This is a genomic window from Pseudomonas sp. zjy_15 (assembly GCF_043101865.1).
Lineage (GTDB): Bacteria > Pseudomonadota > Gammaproteobacteria > Pseudomonadales > Pseudomonadaceae > Aquipseudomonas > Aquipseudomonas putida_Y.
In genome coordinates this window covers 1-513 of the sequence record NZ_JBICII010000087.1, presented here as the reverse complement: position 1 = coordinate 513, position 513 = coordinate 1, and the positions used below count along the sequence as shown (strand labels likewise).

Below are 513 nucleotides of genomic sequence, written 5' to 3'. Positions count from 1 at the left end.
GCTCATCAGCAGGCTGATGTCGTCGATTAAGGAGGTGATCCAGCCGCAGGTTCCCCTACGGCTACCTTGTTACGACTTCACCCCAGTCATGAATCACACCGTGGTAACCGTCCTCCCGAAGGTTAGACTAGCTACTTCTGGTGCAACCCACTCCCATGGTGTGACGGGCGGTGTGTACAAGGCCCGGGAACGTATTCACCGCGACATTCTGATTCGCGATTACTAGCGATTCCGACTTCACGCAGTCGAGTTGCAGACTGCGATCCGGACTACGATCGGTTTTGTGAGATTAGCTCCACCTCGCGGCTTGGCAACCCTCTGTACCGACCATTGTAGCACGTGTGTAGCCCAGGCCGTAAGGGCCATGATGACTTGACGTCATCCCCACCTTCCTCCGGTTTGTCACCGGCAGTCTCCTTAGAGTGCCCACCATAACGTGCTGGTAACTAAGGACAAGGGTTGCGCTCGTTACGGGACTTAACCCAACATCTCACGACACGAGCTGACGACAGC

Annotated in this window: 1 rRNA gene; it reads right to left on the bottom strand. The window is 55.8% G+C overall.

Annotated elements, in window-relative coordinates:
- Positions 1-27 precede the first annotated feature (27 nt).
- A 16S ribosomal RNA gene (locus ACF8EF_RS15715) occupies positions 28-513 on the bottom strand; the annotation flags it as partial.